General features: G+C 60.9%; 15 protein-coding genes. 9 read left to right on the top strand and 6 right to left on the bottom strand.

Going from position 1 to position 17,543, the window contains the following annotated elements; translation table 11 throughout:
* Positions 1-52: 52 nt before the first annotated feature.
* The gene (locus V5E99_RS09390) at positions 53-931 is read right to left on the bottom strand and encodes an acyl-CoA dehydrogenase middle domain-containing protein (protein ID WP_499802202.1); all 879 of its coding nucleotides are present in this window, start codon (positions 929-931) and stop codon (positions 53-55) included.
* A 154-nt stretch (positions 932-1,085) separates the two neighbouring features.
* Between V5E99_RS09390 and olsB the strand changes: the two genes are divergently transcribed.
* Positions 1,086-1,841, top strand: coding sequence for an L-ornithine N(alpha)-acyltransferase (gene olsB / locus V5E99_RS09385; protein ID WP_499802201.1), 756 nt, complete (start codon positions 1,086-1,088; stop codon positions 1,839-1,841).
* Positions 1,841-2,635, top strand: coding sequence for a lysophospholipid acyltransferase family protein (locus V5E99_RS09380; RefSeq protein WP_499802200.1), 795 nt, complete (start codon positions 1,841-1,843; stop codon positions 2,633-2,635). Before olsB ends, V5E99_RS09380 begins: the two co-directional genes overlap by 1 nt.
* 92 nt (positions 2,636-2,727) lie before the next feature.
* Here V5E99_RS09380 and V5E99_RS09375 read toward each other — a convergent pair whose 3' ends face one another.
* On the bottom strand, positions 2,728-3,297 hold the full coding sequence (locus V5E99_RS09375) for an acyl carrier protein phosphodiesterase (protein ID WP_499802199.1): 570 nt from the start codon (positions 3,295-3,297) through the stop codon (positions 2,728-2,730).
* 155 nt (positions 3,298-3,452) lie between these two features.
* Here V5E99_RS09375 and V5E99_RS09370 point away from each other — a divergent pair, with 155 nt between their 5' ends.
* From V5E99_RS09370 to V5E99_RS09360, 3 genes are read left to right on the top strand one after another with little or no spacing between them, the layout of a single operon-like run.
* Entirely contained in the window at positions 3,453-3,755 is a 303-nt protein-coding gene (locus V5E99_RS09370; RefSeq protein ID WP_499802198.1) for an ArsR/SmtB family transcription factor, read from the top strand.
* 34 nt (positions 3,756-3,789) lie between these two features.
* The gene (locus tag V5E99_RS09365) at positions 3,790-4,959 is read left to right on the top strand and encodes an MFS transporter (RefSeq protein WP_499802197.1); all 1,170 of its coding nucleotides are present in this window, start codon (positions 3,790-3,792) and stop codon (positions 4,957-4,959) included.
* A gap of 22 nt (positions 4,960-4,981) precedes the next feature.
* On the top strand, positions 4,982-6,031 hold the full coding sequence (locus V5E99_RS09360; protein ID WP_499802196.1) for an alkene reductase: 1,050 nt from the start codon (positions 4,982-4,984) through the stop codon (positions 6,029-6,031).
* A gap of 545 nt (positions 6,032-6,576) precedes the next feature.
* On the opposite strand, the gene emhR is transcribed toward V5E99_RS09360, so the two are convergent.
* Positions 6,577-7,209 (bottom strand): efflux system transcriptional repressor EmhR, encoded by a 633-nt coding sequence (gene emhR / locus V5E99_RS09355; protein WP_499802195.1) that lies wholly within the window; start codon positions 7,207-7,209, stop codon positions 6,577-6,579.
* Between the two features lie 265 nt (positions 7,210-7,474).
* On the opposite strand from emhR, the gene emhA reads away from it, so the two are divergent.
* From emhA to V5E99_RS09335, 4 genes are all read left to right on the top strand, one after another.
* A complete protein-coding gene (gene emhA / locus V5E99_RS09350) occupies positions 7,475-8,632 on the top strand; it encodes an efflux RND transporter periplasmic adaptor subunit EmhA (RefSeq protein ID WP_499802194.1) in 1,158 nt (385 codons plus the stop codon).
* Between the two features lie 3 nt (positions 8,633-8,635).
* A complete protein-coding gene (gene emhB / locus V5E99_RS09345; protein WP_499802193.1) occupies positions 8,636-11,785 on the top strand; it encodes an efflux RND transporter permease subunit EmhB in 3,150 nt (1,049 codons plus the stop codon).
* Positions 11,782-13,242, top strand: coding sequence for an efflux RND transporter outer membrane subunit EmhC (emhC, locus tag V5E99_RS09340; protein WP_499802192.1), 1,461 nt, complete (start codon positions 11,782-11,784; stop codon positions 13,240-13,242). Before emhB ends, emhC begins: the two co-directional genes overlap by 4 nt.
* Before the next feature lie 354 nt (positions 13,243-13,596).
* Positions 13,597-14,856, top strand: coding sequence for an OprD family porin (locus tag V5E99_RS09335; RefSeq protein ID WP_499802191.1), 1,260 nt, complete (start codon positions 13,597-13,599; stop codon positions 14,854-14,856).
* Positions 14,857-14,955: 99 nt separating this feature from the next.
* Here the strand turns inward: V5E99_RS09335 and pcaC are convergent, their stop codons facing one another.
* The 3 genes from pcaC to V5E99_RS09320 are packed head-to-tail and all read right to left on the bottom strand — an operon-like array spanning position 14,956 to position 17,541.
* Complete coding sequence (gene pcaC / locus V5E99_RS09330) at positions 14,956-15,348, bottom strand: 4-carboxymuconolactone decarboxylase (RefSeq protein WP_499802190.1); 393 nt, start codon at positions 15,346-15,348, stop codon at positions 14,956-14,958.
* Positions 15,349-15,358: 10 nt separating this feature from the next.
* A complete protein-coding gene (gene pcaD, locus V5E99_RS09325) occupies positions 15,359-16,165 on the bottom strand; it encodes a 3-oxoadipate enol-lactonase (RefSeq protein WP_499802189.1) in 807 nt (268 codons plus the stop codon).
* Between the two features lie 11 nt (positions 16,166-16,176).
* The gene (locus tag V5E99_RS09320) at positions 16,177-17,541 is read right to left on the bottom strand and encodes a 3-carboxy-cis,cis-muconate cycloisomerase (RefSeq protein ID WP_499802188.1); all 1,365 of its coding nucleotides are present in this window, start codon (positions 17,539-17,541) and stop codon (positions 16,177-16,179) included.
* Positions 17,542-17,543 lie beyond the last annotated feature (2 nt).

Below are 17,543 nucleotides of genomic sequence, written 5' to 3'. Positions count from 1 at the left end.
TAAAATCAAGATCAAAAGATCGCAGCCTTCGGCAGCTCCTACGCTGGGCGATTTATAACTCGGCCAATGCCTTGGCCAAGCGCTTGCCGCGCGCGCCCGCTGCCAGATCCATCACCGCTTGATCGCGCTGCCACATCGTCGCCCACAATGGCGGTCCATCAGCCAAGGCCTGGTCCACCTCAGCCTTGAGCCCGTCAAACTGCGCAAACAACCCGCCCAACAACACATGCCCGGCCGGACTGCCCGGCGCCTGGCGACTGACTTCCGCACACCCGGCCAACAGCGCCAGCAAGCGCAGTTGCAGGGCTTGCGGCCAATCGCTGTCCTGTCCGACGCCATACAGCCACGCGGTCATGGCGCTGAGCACGTAGATGTCCTCCAGGGTGCGGAAGGGTTTGACGTAAGCGTCCCAGCCATCGCCGGCCAGCAATTCGCAAAAGGCATTGTCGAGAAACACCCGGCCATGGCTGATGTCCGGCATCAACGCGATGGCCGGGAGTTTTTCCAGGCGCACGCCCGGCTCGCCGGGATAGACCACCGCCAGGCTCAGGCGCGGGTCTTCGCCCAGTGCTTCGCTGCGGGCGGCGATCAGCAGCCAGTCAGCGGCGTCGCCGGCGGTGACGAAATCCTTGCGTCCGTTCAGGCGCAGGTCCTGGAGCCGGGTCTGCATGTCCGCCGGGCGCAGGCTGCGCTGCTCGGTCGCGCAGAGGGCGCCGAGGCTCGGCGGTGCACTCGGCCACAGCACGCGCAACGCCGCTTGATAACCCACCAGAAACGCCAGTCCCGGCGTCGCCATCAAACGTGCGCCGGCCACCGCCAGTTCGAACGGTGTCACCGGGCCCAACTGATGCAACAAGGTCGCGAAACCTTCAGCGAGGTCCGGATTGGCCGGCAGGCGTTCGCGGCGATTCAACAGGGTTTGCCAGGGCATAAGAGGCTCCTTGTGGGCTGTCATATAAGCATCACCAAAGCTTAACGGCGATGACACCGGGGCTACATAGCCTGACTTTGCACAACACGGCTGCATAAAGAAAGTCGATCGGCTGCAACCCACGACGGGTGCACGGCCCGTACGGAGATTCGCAATGACTCAGATCGCCCGCATCAGCGACACCGGCAATGAACGCCGCCTGCAAGCCGAACGCCTGATCGGCACCGAGGCTTTGCAAGAAGCCCAGGCCTTGCGCTTCAACGTTTTCAGTGGCGAGTTCAACGCCAAGCTGAAAGGCGCGGAGCTGGGCCTGGACATGGATGACTATGATGTTCACTGCGCCCACATCGGCGTGCGTGACTTGAACACCGGGCGTCTGGTGGCGACCACCCGTCTGCTCGACCACACGGCGGCCAGCAGCCTCGGCAAGTTCTACAGCGAAGAAGAATTCAGCCTGCACGGCCTGGTGTCGCTCAAAGGCCCGATCCTGGAAATCGGCCGCACCTGCGTCGACCCGGCCTACCGCAACGGCGGTACCATCGCCGTGCTTTGGGGTGAACTGGCCGAAGTCCTCAATCAGGGCGGCTACAGCTACTTGATGGGTTGCGCGAGCATTCCGATGCAGGATGGCGGGATTCAGGCCCACGCCATCATGCAGCGCCTGCGCGAACGCTACCTGTGCACGGAGAACCTGCGGGCCGAGCCGAAAAAGCCACTGCCTGTTTTGGATATCCCGTCCAACGTCATCGCCGAAATGCCACCGCTGCTCAAGGCCTACATGCGCCTGGGCGCGAAGATCTGCGGCGAGCCATGCTGGGACGAAGACTTCCAGGTCGCCGACGTGTTCATCCTGCTCAAGCGCGACGAACTCTGCCCGCGTTACGCCAAGCACTTCAAGGCGGCCATGTAATGAGCCGTCTTCGGGTGTACGCGCGAATTGCGCGAGTGCTGGTGGTGGTGGCGCTGGGGTTGACCATGGCCAGTGTGTTTGGCGTATTCGAGCGCGCCGGGATTGCGCATTCGATGGTTCGGCGTCAGCGCTGGTCGCGGTTTTTCATGGCGCGCCTGGGCAACGCCCTGCCCTTTAACGTCACCGTTCACGGTGAACTGCCGAAACAGCCGATGCTGTGGGTCAGCAACCACGTGTCCTGGACCGACATCCCGCTGCTGGGGATGATCACGCCGCTGTCCTTCCTGTCCAAAGCCGAAGTGCGCACCTGGCCGGTGGCCGGCTGGTTGGCGGCCAAGGCCGGCAGCCTGTTTATTCGTCGGGGTTCGGGCGACAGCCAGTTGATCCGCAAACAGATGACCCGTCACTTGGAACAGAAACATCCGCTGCTGATGTTCCCGGAAGGCACCACCACCGATGGCCGCTCATTGCGTACCTTTCATGGGCGCCTGCTGTCAGCGGCGATTGATTCCGATGTGAAGTTGCAGCCGGTGGCGATTCGTTACCTGCGCGACGGTGAAGTGGATTCGCTGGCACCGTTTATCGGCGACGATGATTTGCTGTCGCACTTGATGCGCCTGTTCGCCAATGACCGTGGGGACGTGGAGATTCATCTGCTCAAGCCGATTGCCTGCGAAGGCCGCGAGCGGGCAGCGCTGGCGTTCGAAGCGCAGCAGGCGGTGCAGAAAGCATTGTTTGGCGAAGTGGCCAAGCCTGCCGAACCACGGCGTGCCGGCGAACTCATCGCCGCGTAGTGCTTTTTGTAGGAGCGAGGCTTGCCCGCGAAGCTTTTGTCGCTCTCAGAGGCCCCTTCGCGGGCAAGCCTCGCTCCTACAGGTAATGTGTGTCAGCGACTGTTGGCGAAAGCCTGGAGCTGTGGGTAGAACAACCGGAAATCCTCGCTCAACGGCTCATACAACACCCGCAATTCCTGCATCGCCCCGGCCAGTTCCTCAGGCTTGGTCAAGCGCCGGGAAATCCCCCGCAGCACCTGCGCCAACACCTCAAAATCCTCGTAAGAACCCAACCAGTCATTGGCCACCATGTGCGGCGCGATCTTCGCCAGGCGTTCCGGTAACTGCGGCTCGCTGGACAACACCCGGTACACGTCCGAGGTGAACAGCGCCAGCGGCTGATCCGAGTAGAGCGTCCAGTCCCGGGCCAGGCAATGGTCGAAAAACACGTCGAGCACAATCCCGGCATAACGCCGACGAGTGACAGAAAACCGCGACAGCGCGATGTCGACCAAGGGATGGCGATCAGTGAATACGTCGATGCTGCGATGCAACTGGATGGCCGCTTCGATCTCCGGATCGAACTGCCCTTGCAGCCGTCCCTTGACGAAATCGCCATACAGGCTGCCGAGCCATTGACCGGGGCGCTGGCCACCGAGGTGCAGATGTGCGAGATAATTCATGCCCCGCAGCTTAGCACTGCGGCACACATATCGTTATAACTCGATATACCGATTTAGTCGGACATCAGACCGAAATCATATTGGTATATCGCGATTCAACGATTTAAAGTTCGCCCCATCGCGATATAGCGTTTTACTCATCACGAGCCCACACCATGCCTCTCGACCTCGACGAAATAATAAAAGCCCTGGCACACCCAGTACGCCGAGACATCCTGCACTGGCTTAAAGACCCGACCGTCGAATTCCCCGACCAGTCCCACAGCAACGAGCACGGCGTTTGCGCCGGGCAGATCGATCAACGTTGCGGTTTGTCGCAGTCCACGGTGTCTGCGCACCTGGCGACCCTGCAACGCGCCGGCCTGATCAGCAGCCGCAAAGTCGGCCAGTGGCATTTTTTCAAACGTAATGAGGAAACCATTCAGGAATTCCTCCGCACTTTCAGCAATACGCTCTGACCCTTTACGTCAGCCAGCCGACAAGGAATCAACAATGCCCCTCTCGCTCCTCATTCTGGCCCTGAGCGCCTTCGCCATCGGTACCACCGAGTTCGTCATCATGGGCCTGCTGCCCGATGTGGCGGCGGACCTCGGTGTGTCGATTCCCGGTGCTGGGTGGCTGGTGACCGGTTACGCCCTGGGCGTGGCCATCGGTGCGCCGTTCATGGCACTGGCCACCGCACGGCTGCCACGCAAGGCCGCCCTGGTCGCGTTGATGGGGATTTTCATCGTCGGCAACCTGCTTTGCGCCCTGGCCAGCGACTACAACGTGCTGATGTTTGCCCGGGTGGTCACTGCCCTGTGCCACGGTGCGTTCTTTGGTATCGGTTCGGTGGTGGCGGCCGGCCTGGTGCCGGCCAATAAACGCGCTTCTGCCGTAGCGTTGATGTTCACCGGTCTGACCCTGGCCAACGTTCTCGGCGTTCCGCTGGGCACCGCGCTCGGTCAGCAATACGGCTGGCGCTCGACGTTTTGGGCGGTGACGGTGATTGGCGTGATTGCGCTGATCGGTCTGATCCGTTTCCTGCCGGCCAAGCGCGATGAAGAAAAACTCGACATGCGCGCCGAACTGCGCGCCCTCAACGGCGCCGGGATCTGGCTGTCGCTGAGCATGACGGCGCTGTTCGCCGCGTCGGTCTTCACCTTGTTCACCTATGTCGCGCCGCTGCTGGGCGAAATCACCGGCATCTCGCCGCGCGGCGTGACCTGGACCTTGATGCTCATCGGCCTGGGCCTGACCGTCGGCAACATCATCGGCGGCAAGTTGGCCGACAAAGGCATGGCGGCGACGCTGATCGGCGTGTTCATCACCATGGCCGTGGTCTCCACCGTGCTGACCTGGACCAGCGTGGCCGTGATCCCGACCGAAATCACCTTGTTCCTCTGGGCCACTGCGTGCTTCGCCGCCGTTCCGGCCCTGCAAGTGAACGTCGTGACCTTCGGCAAAGCGGCACCCAACCTGGTCTCGACCCTGAACATCGGCGCCTTCAACGTTGGCAACGCCCTCGGTGCCTGGGTCGGCGGCAGCGTCATCGCCCACGGTTTCGGCCTGACCAGCGTGCCCCTCGCGGCGGCCGCACTGGCGGTACTCGCCCTGCTGGTGACCCTGATTACTTTCCGTCAGAGCGGCAATCCCGATCTGGCCCCCGCCACTACTAATTGATCTTCAAAAGAGAGCTATTTCAATGACGACTATTTTCGATCCGATCAAACTGGGCGACCTCGAGTTGGCCAACCGCATCATCATGGCGCCGCTGACCCGCTGCCGCGCCGACGAGGGCCGTGTGCCCAACGCGCTGATGGCCGAATACTACGTACAACGCGCCTCCGCCGGCCTGATCCTCAGCGAGGCCACTTCGGTCACGCCGATGGGCGTCGGCTATCCGGACACCCCGGGCATCTGGTCCAACGACCAGGTTCGCGGCTGGGCCAACGTGACCAAGGCGATCCACGGCGCGGGCGGCAAGATCTTCCTGCAACTGTGGCACGTTGGCCGGGTTTCCCACCCGTCGTACCTGAACGGCGAAGCGCCGGTCGCCCCGAGCGCCATCCAGCCTAAAGGCCACGTCAGCCTGGTTCGCCCATTGGCCGACTACCCAACACCGCGCGCCCTGGAAACCGCTGAAATCGCCGACATCATCGACGCTTACCGCACCGGCGCCGAAAACGCCAAGGCAGCCGGTTTTGACGGCGTGGAAATCCACGGCGCCAACGGTTACCTGCTCGACCAGTTCCTGCAAAGCAGCACCAACCAGCGCACCGACAACTACGGCGGCTCCCTGGAAAACCGCGCTCGCCTGCTGTTGGAAGTGACCGACGCCGCCATCGAAGTCTGGGGCGCTGGCCGTGTCGGTGTGCACCTGGCACCGCGCGCCGACTCCCATGACATGGGCGACGACAACCTGGCCGAGACCTTCACTTACGTGGCGCGCGAACTGGGCAAACGAGGCATCGCCTTCATTTGCTCCCGCGAGAAAGAAGCCGGCGACAGCCTCGGCCCACAATTGAAAGCAGCCTTCGGCGGCCCGTACATCGCCAACGAACGCTTCACCAAGGACAGCGCCAACGAATGGCTGGCCAGCGGCAAGGCGGATGCGGTCGCTTTCGGCGTGCCGTTTATTGCCAACCCGGATTTGCCAGCGCGCCTGAAAGCTGATGCTCCGCTGAATGAAGCACGTCCGGAGTTGTTCTACGGTAAAGGGCCGGTCGGTTACATCGACTACCCAACACTGTAAATAACGATTGAAATAAAAAGCCCCGACTCTCAAGAGCCGGGGCTTTTTTATTCAAAGAGAATTCCAACTCAACGCAAAACGGCAAAATATATTTTTGATAAGTTCATGATCTTGGCGATGAAGACGTCAGCATCAACTTTCAATTCAGCTTGGAAAGCAGCGTGACTTTTGGCGTTATTGGGTCGACCGAAACGGCCCGGCCCCACAACTTCTATCTACTCTCTGGGGGAGGAGACCATTCGATATATCGCCAAGTCGTACAGAAGGAGACTGACCTCCTTGGCATTTCGAATGGGAAATGACGCTGGAATAAAACCGGTTCAAGTGATTTGAACCGAGCGGCACAGTCAAGCAGGCTCAGCGCGGTTGCCTCGGGTTGCCGCGCCGAATGCCCTCATGCAGCCTCGTCAATTGTGCTCCGTCACGCCATCAACACAATTTCCCTACAAAATACGTAGCTCACTACCTATCAACCTGCTACTAGTGCGTATATAAAAGCACCCATGGCACAAGGCGAGTGGCACCGGCCAATTACGCATTTTGTTTCATTTGCGCAGGCTGGGGCTCAGGCGCAGCATGTCCAGCCCGGTATCGACCCACCGTTCGGCTTCGGTGTGCAGTTCGAAGCTGTCGGGCGCCAGCAACCACTGGTACAGGATGCCGTCGATGTAGGCATGCAGGCTGATGGCCGCGCGAGCCGTGTCGAGGTCTTCCGGCAACTGCCCCCGATTCACCGCATTACTCAGGGCCAGGGCGATACGGACGTTGCAGTCGAGGCTGGCCGTCTGGCGCTGTTGGCGCAGGTCACACATTTCATCGGTGAATTCGCACTTATGAAACAGAATCTCGTTGATGCGCCGGGTTTTCGGGTCCAGCGCAACTTGATGAAACAAATGAGTCAGCAGTTTGCGCATGCAGCCCAGCGGATCGAGTTCGTCCTCGCTCTCGCTGGCTTTGGCCATCTCGTCCAGTGGCTCATGCAAGCTATCGAGCATGGCCTGCACCAGATCCGCCTTGTTACTGAAATGCCAGTAAATGGCCCCGCGAGTGACGCCAGCCAGGGTGGCGATGTCCGCCAGCGTCGTGCGCGCAACGCCCCTTTCGTAAAAGGCTTTCTCTGCCGCTTCGAGTATTTGGCTACGGGTTTCTTGAGCTTCCTCTTTGGTGCGACGGACCATGGCAGTAAAACCTCAATCAGGATGCCTCAGCAATGTCTGAACATGTGCTGAATAAAAGTGGGGCGAACGCTCTTGGGTCTCGTCCCCGGCCTACAATTCAAACCTTTGAACGGCTTTTGTAACGATGTGGGTACGCAGCCAAGGTATTTACAAACAACCATGAACGTAAGTATATTCCTTAGCAAGCTACTTATCCACTCAGCGCACATTTTTTACCCTTCCACCTTTCGAGTGCGCAGTTTGCGCGCCTGACCCGAGGATCTTCATGCAATTCAAGCCAGCTGTTACCGCTCTGGTCACTGCCGTCGCCTTGGCATCACTGCTCAGCGGATGCAAAAAGGAAGAGGCCCCTCCTGCCCCTCCCGCCCCTCAGGTCGGCGTCGTCACCCTGCAACCTCAAGCCTTTACCCTGACGTCCGAGCTTCCGGGCCGCACGAGTGCGTACCGCATCGCGGAAGTTCGCCCACAGGTCAACGGCATCATTCTCAAGCGCCTGTTCAAGGAAGGCAGCGATGTCAAAGCCGGCCAGCAGCTCTATCAGATTGATCCGTCGGTCTACGAAGCGACGCTGAAAAGCGCCGAGGCCAGCCTGCAACAGACCAAATCGATTTCTGATCGTTACAAGCAACTGGTCAACGAGCAAGCCGTCAGCCGTCAGGAATACGACACCGCTGTGGCCAACCGCTTGCAGTCCGAAGCGACCCTGCAGACCGCCCAGATCAACGTGCGCTACACCAAGGTTTACGCACCGCTGACCGGCCGTATCGGCCGTTCCAACGTCACCGAAGGCGCGCTGGTCAGCAATGGTCAGGCCGACGCCATGGCCGTGATCCAGCAACTGGACCCGATCTACGTCGACGTCACCCAATCCTCGGTGGAGCTGCTTGAGCTGCGCCGCGAACTGGAAAGCGGTCGCCTGCAAAAGGCCGGTGACAACTCTGCGGCCGTCAAACTGACCCTGGAAGACGGCAGCGAGTACAAGCAGGACGGCAAGCTGGAGTTCTCCGAAGTGTCAGTCGACCAGACCACCGGCTCCGTCACCCTGCGAGCCGTGTTCCCGAACCCTGATCACACCTTGCTGCCCGGCATGTTCGTTCACGCCAAATTGCAGTCCGGGGTGAACGCCGCCGCCATTCTGGCACCGCAACAAGGCGTGACCCGTGACCTCAAAGGTACCCCGACCGCGCTGGTCGTCGGCCCGGACAACAAGGTCGAACTGCGTCAGCTCAAGGCCAGCCGCACCGTCGGCAGCCAGTGGCTTATCGAAGACGGCCTGAAGGCCGGTGATCGCCTGATCACCGAAGGGCTGCAATTCGTCAAACCGGGTATTGAAGTGAAACCGACCGAAGCGACCAACGTGTCTGCAAAAAACCCGGCCCCTGCGCCTGCACCATATAAAGCTGCAGGCGGCAAAGGGGAGTAAACCATGTCGAAATTTTTTATCGACCGTCCGATTTTCGCTTGGGTAATTGCCCTGGTGATCATGCTGGTCGGGGCTCTATCGATCCTCAAGCTGCCAATTAACCAATACCCGAGCATTGCGCCACCGGCCATCGCCATCTCCGTGACCTACCCGGGCGCCTCTGCACAAACCGTGCAGGACACCGTGGTGCAGGTCATCGAGCAACAGCTCAACGGTATCGACAACCTGCGTTATGTCTCGTCGGAAAGTAACTCCGACGGCAGCATGACCATTACCGCGACCTTCGAGCAGGGCACCAACTCCGATACCGCGCAGGTTCAGGTCCAGAACAAACTGAACCTGGCCACCCCGCTGCTGCCGCAAGAAGTACAGCAACAGGGTATCCGCGTGACCAAGGCAGTGAAAAACTTCCTGCTGGTAATCGGCGTGGTGTCGCAAGACGGCAGCATGTCCAAGGACGACCTGTCCAACTACATCGTGTCGAACATGCAGGACCCGATCTCGCGGACCGCCGGTGTCGGTGACTTCCAGGTCTTCGGTGCCCAGTACGCGATGCGCATCTGGCTCGACCCGGCCAAGCTGAACAACTACAACCTGACCCCGGCCGATGTCAGCGCCGCGATCTCGGCGCAGAACGTTCAAGTGTCTTCCGGCCAACTCGGTGGCTTGCCGGCGCTGCCTGGCCAGCAACTGAACGCCACGATCATCGGCAAGACCCGTCTGCAGACTGCCGAGCAGTTCAAGGCGATCCTGCTGAAGGTCAACAAGGACGGTTCGCAAGTGCGCATCGGTGATGTCGCCGATGTCGGTCTGGGCGGCGAGAACTCCAGCATCGCGGCGCAGTTCAACGGCAAACCGGCTTCCGGTCTGGCGGTGAAACTGGCCAACGGCGCCAACGCACTCGACACCGCCAAGGCCCTGCGCAAAACCATCGACGACCTCAAGCCGTTCTTCCCGCAAGGGATGGAAGTGGTGTTCCCGTACGACACCACGCCGGTGGTGACCGAATCGATCAAGGGTGTGGTTGAAACCCTGGTCGAAGCGATCGTGCTGGTGTTCCTGGTGATGTTCCTGTTCCTGCAAAACTTCCGCGCCACCGTGATCACCACGATGACCGTGCCGGTGGTACTGCTGGGTACGTTCGGGATTCTTGCGGCGTTCGGTTTCAGCATCAACACCCTGACCATGTTCGGCATGGTGCTGGCCATCGGCTTGCTGGTGGACGATGCCATCGTCGTGGTGGAAAACGTCGAACGGGTGATGAGCGAAGAAGGTCTGTCACCCAAGGAGGCCACCAAGAAATCCATGGGGCAGATCCAGGGTGCACTGGTCGGTATCGCCCTGGTGCTGTCGGCGGTATTGCTGCCGATGGCGTTCTTCAGCGGTTCCACCGGTGTGATCTACAAACAGTTCTCGATCACTATCGTCTCGGCCATGGCCCTGTCGGTACTGGTTGCCCTGATCTTCACCCCGGCCCTTTGCGCCACCATGCTCAAGGCGATTCCGAAAGGCGAGCACGGCACACCGAAACGCGGCTTCTTCGGCTGGTTCAACCGTAACTTCGACCGTGGCGTCAAAAGCTACGAGCGCGGTGTCGGCAACATGCTCACGCACAAGGCGCCGTACCTGCTGGCCTACCTGATCATCATTGTTGGCATGATCTGGCTGTTCACCCGTATCCCGACCGCGTTCCTGCCGGAAGAAGACCAGGGCGTACTGTTCGCCCAGGTGCAGACCCCGGCCGGTTCCAGCGCCGAACGTACGCAAGTGGTGATCGACGAGATGCGCTCCTACCTGCTGGAGAAAGAATCCGGCGCGGTGGCGTCGGTGTTTACCGTGAACGGCTTCAACTTCGCCGGTCGCGGGCAGAGTTCCGGTCTGGCGTTCATCATGCTCAAACCGTGGGGCGAGCGTGACGCCAGCAACAGCGTGTTTGCCCTGGCAGGCCGCGCCCAGCAGCACTTCTTCAGCTTCCGCGATGCGATGGTGTTCGCCTTCGCCCCGCCGGCCGTACTGGAATTGGGTAACGCCACCGGTTTCGACGTGTTCCTGCAGGACCGCGCCGGTATCGGTCACGACAAGCTGATGGCCGCTCGCAACCAGTTCCTCGGCATGGCCGCGCAAAGCAAAGTGCTGTATCAGGTGCGTCCGAACGGCTTGAACGATGAGCCGCAATACCAACTGGAAATCGACGACGAGAAAGCCAGCGCCCTGGGCCTGACCCTCGCCAACATCAACAGCACGCTGTCGATCTCCTTCGGTAGTAGCTACGTCAACGACTTCATCGACCGTGGTCGAGTGAAGAAGGTGTACGTGCAAGGTCAACCGGGCGCCCGCATGAGCCCTGAAGACTTGAAGAAGTGGTATGTGCGCAACAGCGCCGGGACCATGGTGCCGTTCTCCGCTTTCGCCAAGGGTGAGTGGGTGTACGGTTCGCCGAAACTGGCCCGTTACAACGGCGTGGAAGCGATGGAAATTCTCGGGGCTCCGGCGCCGGGCTACTCCACCGGTGAAGCCATGGCCGAAGTCGAAGCCATTGCCAAGAAACTGCCGGCGGGTGTCGGTATTTCCTGGACCGGTCTGTCGTATGAAGAACGTCTGTCCGGCTCGCAAGCACCCGCGTTGTACGCCCTGTCGCTGCTGATGGTGTTCCTGTGTCTGGCGGCGCTGTATGAGAGCTGGTCGATTCCGATCGCGGTCATGCTCGTGGTGCCGCTGGGGATCATTGGTGCGCTGATGGCCACCAGCCTGCGCGGCTTGTCGAACGACGTGTACTTCCAGGTGGGCTTGTTGACGACCATCGGTCTGGCCTCGAAAAACGCCATTCTGATCGTCGAATTCGCCAAGGACTTGCATGAGCAAGGACGCAGCCTGCGCGACGCGGCCATCGAGGCCTGCCGGATGCGTCTGCGGCCGATCATCATGACCTCGCTGGCCTTCGTTCTGGGTGTGGTTCCGCTGGCAATCTCCACCGGCGCCGGTTCGGGTAGCCAGCATGCGATCGGTACCGGGGTAATTGGCGGTATGATCACGGCCACGATCCTGGCGATCTTCTGGGTCCCACTGTTCTTCGTCACCGTGTCGTCCATCGGCCAGCGCAAAATCGCTGATCCGGATGACGCAACTGAAACTCCTAAAGAGGCTGGCCAATGAGCAAGTCGCTACTCTCCCTAGCTGTTGCCGCTTTCGTGCTCGGTGGCTGCTCGCTGATTCCTGATTATCAGCAGCCCGCCGCACCAGTGGCGAATCAGTTCCCGCAAGGTCCGGCGTATTCGCCGGCCCAGGCGCCGAACCAGGCCGCCGCCGAACAAGGCTGGAAGCAGTTTTTCCATGATCAGGCGCTGCAACAGATGATTCAGGTGGCCCTGGAAAACAACCGCGACCTGCGTGTCGCGGCCTTGAACATCGACGCTTACGCCGCTCAGTACCGTATCCAGCGTGCCGATCTGTACCCCGCCGTTTCGGCCAATGGCAGCGGCAGCCGCCAGCGCGTCCCGGCACGGGCCTCGCAAACCGGTGAATCGAGCATCTCCAGTTCGTACTCGGCCACGGTCGGTATCAGTGCCTATGAACTCGACCTGTTCGGTCGGGTTCGCAGCCTGAGCGAAGAAGCCCTGCAGAAGTACTTCGCCACCGAAGAAGCCCGGCGCAGTACCCAGATCAGCCTGGTGGCCAGTGTGGCCAACGCCTACCTGACCTGGCAGGCCGACAAGGAACTGCTGAAGCTGACTCAGGACACCCTCGGTGCATTCGAGGAGAGCTACAAGCTCACCTCGCGCAGCAACGAAGTCGGTGTAGCCTCGGCGCTGGACCTGGCGCAGTCGCGTACCTCGGTGGAAAACGCCCGGGCGCAACTGGCCAAGTACACCCGTCAGGTCGCCCAGGACGAAAACAGCCTGGTGCTGCTGCTCGGCACCGGCGTCCCGACCAATCTGCAAGCGGCCAAGCCGCTGTCGGATGACCTGCTGAGCGATGTTCCGCCAGGCTTGCCGTCGGACTTGTTGCAACGTCGTCCGGACATCCTTCAGGCCGAATACAACCTGAAGGCCGCCAACGCCAACATCGGCGCGGCGCGCGCGGCGTTCTTCCCGAGCATCAGCCTGACCGCCAATGCCGGGACCTTGAGCCCGGACCTGTCCGGTCTGTTCAAGGGTGGTTCGGGGACCTGGCTGTTCCAGCCGCAGATCAACCTGCCGATCTTCAACGCCGGCAGCCTGCGTGCCAGCCTGGATTACTCGAAAATCCAGAAAGACATCGGCGTGGCGAACTACGAGAAGTCCATTCAAACGGCCTTCCAGGAAGTCGCCGACGGCCTGGCCGCACGCCAGACCTACACCGAGCAGTTGCAGGCGCAGCGTGATTTCGTCACCGCGAACCAGGACTACTACCGTTTGGCCGAGCGTCGCTACCGCATTGGTGTCGACAGCAACCTGACCTTCCTCGATGCCCAGCGTCAGTTGTTCAGTGCCCAACAGGCGCTGATCACTGACCGTTTGGCGCAACTGGTCAGTGCGGTCAATCTGTACAAAGCGTTGGGCGGTGGCTGGAACGAGCAGACCGCGAAGAACGAACTGCTGAAAGAAGAAGCGCCGAAGTTGAAGTTGTTCTGATAGCGCTGTGAAGACAAGAAGCCCACCTTTTGGTGGGCTTTTTGTTGGAGCAAAAGAAAGTAAAAAACTCACAACGCCCGCAAACGCGTAGGAGCTGCCGAAGGCTGCGATCTTTTGATTTTTTGCCGTTCGATAATCGCCCAAAACCCGCGTTCCCCAATTGAATCCCCCCGCCCATCCCCCGCACCATTCGCTCCACAAAACCAATAACAACAGGTTCGACACCATGCCCCCGCGCCCCGCCCTGTCCGGCTGATCTCGCCCGATCCCCCCTCGATTTCAACTCTTGTGTCTGCACCCTCAGGTTGCGGCAACGCCCTGCTTCACCCCTAACAATTAGAGAGCCCCGAGCCCATGAAGCCTTCCTCCGCGCAGTACCTGTTTCCCAGCCTCATCGCCGCCGCCATCGCCGGCAGCGCCCTGCCTGCTGTGGCCGAAGAATCAGGGTTTGTCGAAGGGGCCAAGGTCAACTTGAACCTGCGCAACTTCTACATCAACCGCAACTTCACCAACCCGACCAAGGCCCAGGGCAAGGCCGAAGAATGGACGCAAAACTTCATCCTCGACGCCAAGTCCGGTTTCACCCAAGGCACGGTCGGCTTCGGTATGGATGTACTGGGGCTGTACTCGGTAAAACTCGATGGCGGCAAAGGCACCGGTGGAACCCAGTTGCTGCCGCTGGACCACGACGGCCGCCCGGCGGACACCTTTGGCCGCACCAACGTCGCGTTCAAGGCCAAACTGTCCCAGACCGAAGTGAAGGTCGGCGAATGGATGCCGGTGCTGCCGATCCTGCGTTCGGACGATGGCCGCTCCCTGCCGCAAACCTTCCGTGGCGGGCAGATCACCTCGAAGGAAATCGACGGCTTGACCCTGTACGGCGGGCAGTTCCGCGCCAACAGCCCACGGGACGACAGCAGCATGAGTGACATGTCGATGGTCGGCAAAGCGGCGTTCACCTCCGACCGCTTCAACTTCCAGGGCGGCGAATACACCTTCAACGACAAGCACACCCAGATCGGCCTGTGGAACGCTGAACTCAAGGACATCTACAGCCAGCAATTCGTCAACCTGATCCACACCCAGCCGCTGGGCGACTGGACCCTCGGCGCCAACCTCGGTTACTTCTACGGCAAGGACGACGGCAGCGCCCGGGCCGGCGAACTGGACAACAAGACCTGGTCCGGGCTGTTCTCGGCCAAGTACGGCGGCAGCACCTTCTACGTCGGCCTGCAAAAACTCACTGGCGACAGCGCCTGGATGCGCGTCAACGGCACCAGCGGCGGGACCCTGGCCAACGACAGTTACAACAACAGTTACGACAACGCCCAGGAACGCAGTTGGCAAGTGCGCCACGACTACAACTTCGTCGCCCTCGGCATTCCCGGCCTGACCCTGATGAACCGCTACATCAGCGGCGACAACGTGCACACCGCAACCACCCGCGACGGCAAGGAATGGGGCCGCGAATCGGAACTGGGCTACACGGTGCAGAGCGGCACGCTCAAGGATTTGAACGTCAAATGGCGTAACTCGACCATGCGTCGGGACTTCAGCAACAACGAGTTTGATGAGAATCGCTTGATCGTTAGCTATCCGATCAGTTTGTTGTAAACCCAAAGCAAAAGATCGCAGCCTTCGGCAGCTCCTACAGGTGTTTCACATTCCCCTGTAGGAGCTGCCGAAGGCTGCGATCTTTTTAAGGCCGTTACGCTATTCCCGCGACTCAACCCCCAACTCATCCCACACCGACTCCGCCAAATGGAACGTCGCGTTCGCCGCCGGAATCCCGCAATAGATCGCGCTCTGCATGATCACTTCCTTGATCTCGCCACGGGTCACGCCGTTGTTGGCGGCGGCGCGCAGGTGCAGCTTGAGTTCTTCGCTGCGGTTCATGCCGATCAGCATGGCGATGGTGATCAGGCTGCGGGTGTGGCGCTCCAGGCCCGGACGGGTCCAGATGTCGCCCCAGGCGTGGCGGGTGATCATTTCCTGGAACTCCGAGTTGAACTCGGTCAGGGCATTCAAACTGCGATCGACGTGAGCATCACCCAGTACTGCGCGGCGGACGGTCAGGCCCTCGTCGTAACGTTGTTTCTCATCCACAAACTTTTCCTCAAGGCTTCGATAAAAATGCCAGCACCCGCTCGCTGAACGCGGCGCCGGCCTGGACGTTGGACAGGTGCGCCGCGTAGAACTCGGCGTACTCGGCGCCCTGCACATGGTCCTGAATAAAGTGCCCACCGGACGGCGGCGTAACCGCGTCTTCGGTGCCGGCGATGACCAGCAGCGGCACCTTGATCGCGGCCAACTGATCACGGAAATCAGCATCGCGCACGGCAGCGCAATTGGCCGCGTAACCTTGCGGCGAGGTCGCGGCGAGCATGTCGGTGATCTGCTTCGCCGTCGCTGGATTGGCCTCGGCAAAGTCCACCGTAAACCAGCGGGCAATCGAGGCATCACGCAACGCGACCATGGCCATCGGGCCGTCACGCAGCACGGTTTCGATGCGCGGGTTCCACACCGACGGATCGCCGATTTTCGCGGCGGTGTTGCACACGATCAGTTTGTTCAACCGCTGCCCGGCATTGATCCCCAGCCACTGCCCGATCAAACCGCCCATGGACAAACCACAGAAATGCGCACGCTCAATGTTCAAAGCGTCCAGCAGCGCCAATACATCATGGCCCAATTGCTCGATGGTATAAGGCCCCGGCGTCACCAGCGACTGGCCGTGACCACGGGTATCGAAACGCAGCACCCGGAAGTGTTCAGTGAACGCCGCCATTTGTGCGTCCCACATGTGCAGGTTGGTGCCCAGCGAGTTGGACAACACCAGCACCGGCGCCTCCTCCGGGCCATAGAGTTGCGGTCCTTGAATTTGGTAGTGCAGTTCGCCCTCGGCGAGTTGTACGAATGCCACGGCAGCCTCCTTCAGGCAGTCAGCGCAAAATGTTCAGCCACGGCGCGTTCGACCCAGGTATGGGCCTGGCCGAGGTAATGGGCAGGGTCCAGCAGTCGATCCAGTTCGGCAGGTGAAAGCTCGGCAGTCACTTGCGGCTCGTCACCGAGTACCTCGCGCAGGTGACGCTGTTCGGTCACTGCGCGTTTGCAGCATTGCTCTAATAAATGATGCGCGGTATCGCGACCGACCCGTTGCGCGAGGACGATGCTGACCGCTTCGGCCAGCACCAACCCCTGGGTCAGGTCGAGGTTGCGCGCCATGCGTGTTGCGTCCACTTCCAGGCCATCGGCCAGCAGCAGCGCTTGTTGCAGGCTGCCGGACACCAGGCAGCAAATCTCCGGCAGGGTTTCCCACTCGGCATGCCACAGGCCCAAGCTACGTTCGTGTTCTTGCGGCATCGCGCTAAACAGCGTCGAGAGCAAACCCGGCACCCGCGTGGCCGCGCCGATCAACACCGCCGCGCCCACAGGGTTGCGCTTGTGCGGCATGGTCGAGGAACCGCCCTTGCCCGGCGCCGATGGTTCGAACACTTCTGCCGCTTCGGTCTGCATCAACAGGCTGATATCACGCCCGAACTTGCCAAGGCTGCCGGCGATCAAGCCAAGCACGGCGCCGAACTCCACCAGGCGATCCCGCTGGGTGTGCCAGGGTTGTTCCGGCAAGGTCAGTTGCAGCTCTTCGGCCAACGCAGTGGCAATCGGCATCGCCTGTTCGCCGAGGGCCGCGAGGGTTCCGGAAGCACCACCGAATTGCAGCACCAGCAAACGCGGCTTGAGCTCGCGCAAACGCTGGCGACTGCGGGTCACGGCCCCCAGCCAACCGGCGATCTTCATCCCGAGCGTCACCGGCGTCGCGTGCTGCAACCAGGTGCGCCCGGCCAGCGGCGTGGCCACGTAACGCCAAGCCTGGGTCGCGAGGATTTCCCCGAGTTGCGCCAAATCGCGCTCGATCAGCTCCAGTGCCTGGCGCAGTTGCAGCACGAGGCCGGAATCCATCACGTCCTGACTGGTCGCGCCCAAATGCACATAACGCTCGGCCTCGGCATCGTTGGCGGCGATCTGCTTGCCCAAGGCTTTGACCAGTGGAATCGCCGAATTGCCCGCCGTGGCAATCGCCTCACCGAGCGCGGCGAAATCGTAATGCCCGGCCTGACACGCCGCTTCAATAGCGGCGACAGCGGTCTGAGGAATCAACCCGACCCGCGCCTCGGCCCGGGCCAGCGCCGCTTCGAAGTCGAGCATGGCCTGAACCCGGCCCTGATCGCAGAACACTTCGCGCATATCGCGGGCAGTGAAATAGGCATCGAACAATTGATTGTTCGGTCGCTGGTTCATAA

The organism is Janthinobacterium sp. LPB2021202312-11-4 (assembly GCF_037049705.1).
GTDB lineage: Bacteria > Pseudomonadota > Gammaproteobacteria > Pseudomonadales > Pseudomonadaceae > Aquipseudomonas.
Note: the sequence above shows the minus strand (reverse complement) of the source record. Positions and strands in the feature narration are given on the sequence as shown.